The following is a 10,508-nucleotide window of genomic DNA, read 5'->3' as shown; positions in this document are numbered from 1 at the left end:
ATAATTTACAACCGAAATAACTTAATGTATCATTAATAAAGTGAATCCAATTATAAAAACATAATAAGCATAGTATGGAAGTTGATTTAATGAATAGTTTAGCAAACGAAATTAATAATGCGGCTAGTCAAGCTAGTCGTATTGGAAATGAAATTAGTTCCTACGCCCAAGATACCTCCCATATTAATGACGGCGTTATTGGAACGATTAATATGATCGATAAATTAACTAGTGATTTTTCCAATGACCTCGAATTAAAAAATCAAATTTGGCAAGCAAGCTTGACTGGTAGCCAGGCGAACAGCTTGAACCAAATCGCACAGTCTAATTTAGGATTGACTAATCAATACTTAGAACAGGTCGATAGTAATAACCAAATGGCCCGCTCGCTAACCGCATCCGCTGATCAAATGAACCATACGATGGATTCATACATGGCATTGGCAAATAGCTATGCTGATGCGCTTAATTTTGGCATTGCCGACGTTTATAAGAGCTTAGCTAGTTCTGCAGCAGCCCTATCTGGAAAGGTCACATATGACGATTCATTGCAGTCGTTATTGATCGATATTCAATCGATTGGCCACCAGCTATCCCAGCTACGGACCAATTTTTATGATGACTTAGCCACGATCAAATTAAATAGTTCGACCATGCTTTCGACTTACAACCAAGTCGTTGACAGGGTCGATAGTCTCGCCCAAGAACGTGAATTGATGCAAAGTGCACAGTCCGCAAATTCAGCGGCTAAGTCGTTCAGTAATTCGCTGGCAGGGGTGTTAAGTCGAGTCGCAGCTCCGATTCATGAGGCTAGCTCGATTAACGCTGCGGTCGATAATGAGCAGCTGACGACGAAATCATTGGTTGCTACTGCGATGAGAAATATTAACATGCTGATCGACAGTCAACAAAAGCTTACGCACTTTGCTTCGTTAGCTCATGATAATATGGCTGCAAGTGCAGCTTCACAGGCGATGAGCCATCAAGTTATAGCTCAATCCTTTCAAGATAGTGCACAAGCCGCTTTTGAACAGACCCAGTCGTTAGTTGCGGTGATTCACTCACTCAATAGTGATAATCAAAATGTTGATCAAATTACGTCCCTTGCGGTTGCCAATATTAATTCGTTCAACGTTTCAATTAGCAAGGCCTATACGAATCGAAATTACGTTGCAACGAATCAGCTGGCTAGTAAGGTCTCAACGGCGGGGAGTATCATTGACAGTGGATTAAATAAAATGAGTTCGAACGCATCAAGGATTCACTATGCGAACCAAATGGTATCCGCGAACGTCGATACGATTGCGAGTGGGAATAGTGCAATTAGTGAATTGCGTCGTGAGACTGCTAGGCTAGGGCAGGCCGTTGCTAGTGCTAATTCAGCGGCTGATATTAGTCAATTACTGCAGATGGCTGCTGAATTAGGTGATTTTTCTGATGGCAAGGCCAATTTTGCCGAAGAGTATCAAAACGCCCATGCTAATTTTGAAAATGAATATCAAGCAGGGAAGGCCCAGGCTAGGGATGATCACATTGTCTCTAAGGAGCTAGCGAATAAATCCCGTTCCTATCTGGAAGGGTATGTGGAAGCGTTCAATAATAAGCTCATCATCCATCCGAACGATTCTTATAATCGGAAAACGATTTTTCGTTATGGCCAACGCAAAAAAGCTAGTCATAAATCCAGAATCAGTTTTTATGATGCCCGCTTGAAACGTTTGGGACTCTACCGCCGCACTGTAATGTTATACTATGTCCGCAAAATTAAGTGGCATGGGTTTAAAAAATTGCAGTGGGTTGACGGCGATCGATTCATTTTGGTCGGCAATGCACTTTATTAGTAAAAATTAAAAAGCGTACAATAAGTGCATTTTTAATAAGTAATTCCAAATTTTGGGGAATGTTGGGTGATTAAATTTGTTTCACTGTTACAGACTTATTAAACAAATATCTCTATAAATAAAATATTAAAAAATCGAATAATATAAATAAGCAATTGGCTTCTTTACAAGTTAGTTGCTTATTTTTTATTTTAATGAAGATTTTTGATATTCAAATAATATACTGTTGTATCTAATTGTTACACAGAAATATTATAATAATTCTATTTACTATTGTTATAAGGTCAACTGGTGGTATAATGACAGTTGAATATCTATTGTCTGTTATAATTTTTATCGCCTTTTAGGGGCAAAATTAACGATAAATTTAAATAGGAATTATGTATCGATCAGTATAATGAGACAATTGATTAATTATTGTATCAATAGTAATATCCAAACATAAGGGGGAATTACTTTGCTTTATAACAAATATCAATTTAATAAAGTAAATGATAAAAAAGTACTTAGAAAAGTTAAGAAGCAATGGGTTGTTGTTTCCTTATCAATGTTAACAGTACTTGGTGGAGGAACTGCCATCGCCAACGAGACGGTTCATGCCGACACGACTGGGGATGCTAACTATACTTCTGACGGTTCGAATGCGGATCGTGATGAATATAATGCGGACTCAAGCACCAATGCAAGTTCTAGCACGACTAGTAGTTCAAGTAGTGCTGACTCTAGTACTGCTAATAATAGTGGAAATAACGTTAGTTCAAGCCTAACTAATGCTTCTAATCAAAACAGTAATTCAACAAGTAGCGCGACTGATACGAGTGCTGCTAAGGATTCCAGCAGTACGACTTCTGCTAGTTCATCAAGCGATAATAATGCTTCTAGTTCTGCTAATAACAGCAGTTCTTCAAATGAGCAAAGTGCAAGTAGTGCCAGTGGCGATAACGCTAGTTCACTCAGTGTTAGTTCACTCAGTTCTAACTCTACTTCTAGTGACAGTATCAGTAAAGATGCTAGTCTATCTAGTGCTGCGCTTTCATTAGCTGCTAAGGCGACTGTATCTAGTAGTACAACTAAGAGTACTGATAGTTCATCGACTTCGAATAGCTCTTCACAAGATAGCAGTTCGACTACTGATCAATCTAGTACTGCTTCAGACAATGCAGTTCAATCTAGCGTGATCTCAGTTAGTGCTGCTAACGTAAGTGATAGTGCTTATGTTACATCTTCTCAAATATCCGATTTACAAACGGTAGTAGCTAATTCCAATAACGTTGTTTCAACGTTAGACGTTAACAAGCTATCTGCTTCGGATGCGGCGAACGTGGAGTTGTTGTATCGGGATGCTGATGATGGATTAGGTGATACTGATACCAATAGCCTAACTTCAGCCATCGCTAGTGTTAGTGCAGCGATTGCTTCTGCTAATTACGTAGCGACTCAATATTCACAGGGAAGTAGCCAAGTAACTTCAGCTTCTGCGGTTGCAAATTCTGCGAACATCTTGTCGATTCGTTACGCCGATTCATCGACCAATACCAGTAGTCAAGCGGCTAGTTATGGGGCATTGTCCGCTAGTTCAGCCTACAGTAGCTTATCTGCCTACGTTACGACAATGACGCTACAAAGTGTGTTTGCAACCAATGTACTAACCACTTTAAATTCGTTATCGGCGGCACTATCGGCTGCTTCAAGTGCTTCGGCAAATGGGGCCACTTTAGACGCCTCTTCGATGACGAGTCTATATAGTTCAGCCGCATCCGCTGTATCAGCAACTAACGGTTATTACACCGCCAATAGTAATGCGTTATCAAGCCTTAGTGCTGGGACGGTAACCGTTAGCAGCTATGCTACGATAGTTTCCAGTGCCACCAGTGCGACAGCATCACAGGCATCTGTGAATGCCAATAGTGCAGCGACGGCCAGTGGGTTCATTAACGTTACAACGGCATCGCAATTTGATGCGGCAATGAGGAATGCCAGTATAACCCACATTAATGTCGATAGTAACTTTAACTTATGGAGTCAATATCCTTCCTGGACTGATCAAATCGCTTCTTCCCATAATGGTAACTCTTTTGTTGTAAATGGGCTAAGAAATGACGGGACTACATCCACCATTGATTTTGCTGGTGCTTCATATGATGTTCAGAAAGCTAGTACGGTGGTAATGCAGAATCTAACTGCTTTCGGGACTGATTACTACGGACCGATTACCGCTCGGACTACTGGTGGGCAGAATCTGTATTATGATAATCTTACCTACACTGGGAGCCAACTAGCATACGCAACGACTACGAACCTATACTTAGGGAACCCTAATAATATTGCTGATACTACCGCTACTAAAAACGGCGGATCCATCAATGTTAATGATAATCCGGTCAAGAGTACCGTTATTATTAACGGTGGACAAAACTACGATGCCTATGCTGTAAATGCGCAATATAATACCGGAACGATGCCTACGAATAATAACGTAGGAAATTTAACCAACGGAATTGCCCAAGCAGAAGGGTATGCCATGGGTGGTTCGTCTGTTAACGGTGGTTCGAACCAACAAAACTTCCAAGTGGCTTCCGTGGAATTTTTACCAGGGGTTACATTTAGTGGATCTACCTACGATGGAAACGTTTTGGAAATTTCCGCTGGTGGGAATGCCACTATTGATCATGGGGCTAACGTTACCCTATCGCCTGCTGGGCAAAATGGTGAAGATCCAGTAGCAAATGCTGCGAATGCTGGAATCTATTTAATGGGAACTGGGAACGTGAACGTGAATGCCGGGGCAGTTTTAAACGTCAACCCCAGAGTTAACACGAATGCGACATTTAATCAGGGAAGTAATTATTATCTACCAGTTGCAATTTATTCAGCTGGTGGTGGGAACATTAACGTTGTTAATGGGGCCCAGTTAAACGTGAATTCGGACGGTAGCGTTCCTAGCGGCGCTAAACTTTCGGTCACAAATGCCGGGGCTCAAAATAGTTCTGGATTTATCTACCTAAATGGAGCTTCTAGTATTAACGTTTCTAACCAGGGACAATTGAATATTACTGGGAAGAATCTACAGGGTGTCTCTACTTCTGCAATTCTGATTTCTGGAAGTAGTAGCATGAACTTATCTAGTAAGTCAGTCTTTACTGTAAATGTTGATGGTACAGGTGCAATTACTTTAATTAACGCCCAAGGAAATGTTGTTATCAATGACCCTCAAACAGTTAAGATGAAGTCTAATAATGCTTCTGGTTCTGTAATGATGTCTGGATCAGTTACCATTAAAGGACAAGCGGTTACATTTGTTGATGCTAATGGTAACAAATATGGACCATATACAGGGGTTATTCTAAACGAAGCTAGTAGTAGTACCGGGGTCACGGCTCAATACTTTGATCCTACGACTGGAAAGACATCTACTACCCCCACTGGTTACATTTTGAACGGAACTACCTTTAATCAATCACTATCACCTCTTACAGGAGCTAGTCAGGGACTTAGCAGTTATATCGAAATGGACCACGTTCAAGATGTTCAAATCGGGGGAGTTAATTATAATTCTGCTACTGGATACATTTCTGGATGGGCTACCCCAGGTTCTTACATTAAGATTCCATATTATAATTCTCAAGATGATTTAAAAGCAGGGACCTCTTTCTATGCGGGATCTAATCTTGAAAAATCTGATGATATTAGTGACAGTAGTGGATTTGCTTATGTTACTAAAGCAGATGCCAACGGAAATTGGAACTATACGATTCCTAGCAATCAATTGAACCTTGTTAATACTGCTTATCAAAATTATCTGCTCTATGTTACTGCCCATTTGAACACCATTAAAGCAACCAAGGAAGCTACCGTGAATGTAATGGCATATGATGATGGTAAGGATGGCCAGACTGCTAACAGCAATGAAAGTAGCAGTAGTGGATCACTTTATAATGATTATACTGCTGGTGCGAACTATGCTAAGGGTTATAACCAAGGTCAAAATGATATTAACTTTAACAATGCCATTTACAACAATACAATTGATTATCAATTAGGGTATGAAAACGGGTACGCATCAAAGCCAGATACACTTGCTGGTAGCTACTATGCTACCGCTAAAAGTGCGGTTACTGCTAACCAAAGTTTATTTGTGCCGGCTGGAAGTAGCCAAGCAGCAGTAGCTAACAATGCCGCCTCATTTGCTAGTTCGGCTTACTCATCAACGTCATTAGCCTGGTCTAAAGCCGTTAGTGCTGCCTCTCAATATTCCTACTTTACATTTCTTTCATACTACAATAGCCTTCAGTCCACTCAAGCTAGTACCATTGCTTCTGCACAAAAGACGATTGCCGCTAATTATTCTTCTGCAATTTATAACTTAAGCGTTGCTGCCAGTGCTTATTCAGATGGGAATCTACAATTCTTTGGGAATGCAGCTTCAAACCCAGCTACGAGTGGTGCAATTGCGAGTGCTTCGGCTACTACCAATTCCAGCTATGCGTTCTCTTACATGAGCCAAGCCAGATCCTTAGCAGCTTCTGCTGCCACTGCAATTAACGCTTCGGCATACATCACATTAGCAAGTTCATATGCAACTATTTTATCAGGGACTGCTAATGTTACCACTTCGGATTCTTCAGTTACTTCATCCGCACTGGCTGCTGCTCAAGTTGGTTATATAGCATTGTCCACAGCCGTTTCTGCTGCTTCTGTTGCTGCATCAACTGCTAGTTCAAATTCAGCCGTTGTTGATCAACTGATTTCTCAAGCAGCTGCAGGGGTTTCTAATGCTAACAGCGCAGCTGCTTTGGCTTCTGGGGCAGCTACGTTTGCTTCAGCAAAATCACAAGCTGCTACCGACGCTAAATCTAACGCTGCTGATCAAACTAGCAGTGCATCAGCGGCCAATAGTGCTGCTTCTAGCGCCTATAATAATGCCATAGTCATTGCTTCTTCTGCTAATGCTAAGGCAAGCAGTGCAGAGAGTGTTGCAAGTGCAAATGGTAATACTAGTAATCAGGCGACCCTAAGTTTAATTACTAGTGGAATTAGTTCTGCCACTTTGGTAGTATCACAACAAACTTCACTTGCTTCTTCGGCCTCATCAACAGCTACGGCTCAATCAAATTCTGCATCGTCAGCTTCTGACGCACTTTCTTCTGCAGCAGTTGGAATCTTTTCAAATGCTTCTTCTGCCGTATCAACTGCATCGATTGCTAAGTCATACTACGAAAGCGTTTCATCATTAAGTGGTGCTGATGTTTCGGCTGCGGCATCTGCTCTAAGTAGTGCTGAGTCATATGCAAAGGCTGCACAGGATCAACAGTCCTCAATCCAAGCTGCTATTGACAGTGTTAATGCGGCAGTTACTTCAGCACAAGGAGAAGCAGTAATAGCTTCACAAGCCGCTGCTGCAGCAGCTAATGCAGCAAATTCACTAGCTGGGCTTGCTGGTAGTTTAGACCAATTCAATTATGATCCAACCAGCGATGAATCCAATGCAAGCAATCTAATGGCTCTTGCCTCTGCTGCCGGGAGTACTTATACAAGCTATTCCAATGCAATGCCGCTTGTCTCGCAAAATGCGTCTGCACAGGCTGTTAATGCACAAAGTACAGTTACGAGCGTTAGTGCAGTTAAAAATGCTGCGAGTGCTCCTGCCAATACGCTGTCCATTGCACAATCTTCTACTCCGAACAATGCCCTTATTAGTAATTACGTTAGCCAAGGATCAACTGCTGAATCTAATTTAGCATCATATGCCTCCCTAGCTGATTCAGTTAGTAAAGCAATTGTTGACCAAAGTTCAGTTGCGTCTCTGGCCAATGTATCTCTGGCAACCATAAATTCCAGTAGTCCAACTCCATTGGCCAACGCTAGCAATGCTTATAGTAACGGGAGCGCTGCTTACAGTGCCGCTTCTGCTAAATTAAGTTCCGCTACTAAATCATATTATTCTGTCGGATATGCTGAGTTACTGCCAGCGCAAGCATCTGCTGGTGCTGCTCAAGGGGCCTATAATACATTATCTGGAGCTGGTAGCGTCCTATCAACACTCAACATCCAATTGAGTAGTATCAAAAATGAAATGGCCACCGAATCAGCTAACATTTCTAACGCCGCTGCTAGTGCTTCCTCCGTTGCTGCCGATGTCAGCAATATGTATAAAAACGTTTCATCAGCCCAAATTTACGCTAGTGATGCTAATTCTGTTCAAGCATCTAGTGCATCTAGTTACAGTGCGCAAGCGGCGGGTTATTCGGTTTCGGCAAGTGCTTCTTCAAGCATGGCTACAACCTATGTTAACTCGATCAGCTCCCAAAGTACTGCTGTCAGCTCAATGGCTAGTTTGTACCCAGTCAATGCGTCGAGTGATTCTACGACTTCGAGCGTGGCTGCGGTCGTTTCGAGTGCCGCTGTGACCATTGCGAGTGCTTCTTCTGTCGCAAGCTCCGCAAGTAATGATGCAACGAGTGCTACTACGGACGCATCGAGTGCTAATTCATCAGCTAATGCTGCATCAACTGCTGCTGCTAGCTACGCAAGTGCTGCAAGCAATGCGTATAGTGCAGCCTCTTCGAATGCAATCCTAGCAAGTACTGCATACTCAACTGGTGATAGTGCTTCTGCTTTAGCATATAGTGCCCAGGTTGCAAGTAGTGCGAGTGCGGCTCAGGCTGCTGACAATTCAGCCTCGGCTGCTAAGATTAGTGCCCAAACCTATGCTTCACTAGCATCCAGTGCATCGGTTAGAGCATCAATTGATGCTTCAATCGCAAGTTCAGCTGCCAATGCTGCTAATATCGCCTTCAACACTGCATCGAGTGCGGTTAATAATGCGAATACTAGTGGATCTAGTGCTGCTAGCTCCGCAAGTGCTGGAATTAGTAACGCTGCAGCTCAAGTCGGGGTTATCACTAGTGGGGCTAGTGCCCAAAATAGTATTGCCCAGTCTGCTTATGATCAAGCTCAATCGGCTTCCATAGTGGTAACTAGCTATTCAAATGCTGGTATTAATAGTGCTGCGATTGTAAATAGTTACGCTAGCGATGCCGTTAATTCTGGAAATCCAGTAATTATTAGTGCGCAGAATTCAATCACTTCAATTAATAGCCAACTCAGTTTATTGAGTGCCGATGCATCAGCTCAAGTATCTAGTGCAGCTATTGCAGCTACTAATGCTTCTTCTGCTTATGACAGGTTAAACTCTTATAATGGTAGAATTTTGTCTTATTCTGCTTCAGCATCTTCATACTATGCCTTAGCTCAATCTGCAGCATCTTTAGGGAATAATTCAGCGGTTAATAGTTATAACTCATTAACCGCAAGCGCAGCTGGGATTACTGCTGCTTACGCGAGTGTTGCTCAAAGTTTTGCTAATCAAGTAGCAGGGTATACATCTTCAACCCAATCCTATGCCAGTCAAGCCGTTTCAGATGCCAATGCCGCAGCAGGCTTAAATACCTCGATCACCGCTCTTACCAACAGCGCCGCCTCCGCCAGTGCGGCTGACAGTGATGCCAGTGCTGCGGGGAGCTACTCTAGTACTGCCGGAAGCTACTCTGGAAATGCACAGAGCTCCAGTTCGATGGCCAACTCTGCCTCGACTGCGGCATCGAGTGCGGCTAGTGGTGCTAATAATTCGGCATCAACTGCTAAAAGTAATGCTGCTGATGCTAGTTCAATCGCTAGTTCAATGGCGAGTGCGGCCTCTGCTCAATCTAGTAACGCAGCGTATAGTTCGTATGCTTCCCAGGCAAGTTCGGAAGCAAGTGCTGCCAACAGCGCCGCTAATACAGCATCTTCTGCTGCTAGTCGGGCTAATAGTGCCAGTTCAGTGGCCAGTTCGCAAAGTGCGATTGCATCCAGTGCTTCAGCTGGTGCCAGTTCGGCTTCAGCTGCGGCTTCTTCAGCTGCGAGTGCGGCTTCTTCAGCTGCAAATAGTGGGGATAGTTCCACAGCTAGTTCTGCGCGGAGTGCCGCTAGTTCTGCTGCTTCTGCTGCAAGTACTCAGGCCAGCATCGCTAGTGTAGCGGCATCGACCGCATCGAGTGCTGCCGCTGATGCTAGCAACGCTTCTAATGATGCTTCGAATGCTTCAGCTATCGCTAGTTCAGCTGATAGTGCTGCCAAGAGTACCGCCAGTGCGGCTGCTGGGAACAGTAGTGCTGCTACGAGCGGATCCGCCAGCGCAAATTCGATCAATAGTTCTGCTTCCTCTTATAATAATTCCATTGCAAATGACGCTAGCGCACTCAGCGGATACGTTAGTGCCGCCAATAGTTACGCTTCCGCCGCTCGCTCGGCTGCCGTTGCCACCAGTGGACTCAATAGTTCAGTCGGGAGCATTGCAACGCAGATTGCATCCTTAGCATCTGCGAACTCCTACAATACGGTTATTTCTAGCGCCAATTCAGTTGCAGTTGTCCAAAGTGGGGTTGCTTCAATTGCGTATGCTGATGCTGTGAACCAATCATCAACTGCTAATTCTGCTGCTGGGGACGCCGTTGCGGCTTCCAACCAAGTTAACCGTGACATTGCCGCTGCTTCTTCTAACTACGTTAAGGTTTCGAATGCGGTCGTTTCCGCTAACAGTGCCTATGCTGCCGGAAACGTTAGCCTCGGGGATTCCTTCGCTACTAACGCTTCGAACGCTGCGGCTGCGATGTCTGATCAAGCCAA

The 10,508-nt window shown here is 43.5% G+C and carries 2 protein-coding genes (1 of these 2 only partly in view); both read left to right on the top strand.

Annotated features, from left to right (window positions below):
* Positions 1 to 89 precede the first annotated feature (89 nt).
* The gene (locus ACSVI6_RS04855) at positions 90 to 1,841 is read left to right on the top strand and encodes a hypothetical protein (protein WP_491720566.1); all 1,752 of its coding nucleotides are present in this window, start codon (positions 90 to 92) and stop codon (positions 1,839 to 1,841) included.
* Positions 1,842 to 2,298: 457 nt separating this feature from the next.
* Positions 2,299 to 10,508, top strand: partial view of a DUF5776 domain-containing protein gene (locus ACSVI6_RS04850; RefSeq protein WP_491720565.1) — the 5' end (the start) only. 25,339 nt of this gene lie beyond the right edge of the window; 8,210 of the gene's 33,549 nt are visible here — the first part of the coding sequence; the start codon lies at positions 2,299 to 2,301; the stop codon falls past the right edge of the window.

The organism is Nicoliella sp. ESL1106 (assembly GCF_058509965.1).
Note: the sequence above shows the minus strand (reverse complement) of the source record. Positions and strands in the feature narration are given on the sequence as shown.

Excerpts from the sequence above, each read along its gene's own strand:
- ACSVI6_RS04855 (WP_491720566.1), top strand. The coding sequence starts at position 90 with ATGAATAGTTTAGCAAACGAAATTAATAATGCGGCTAGTCAAGCTAGT.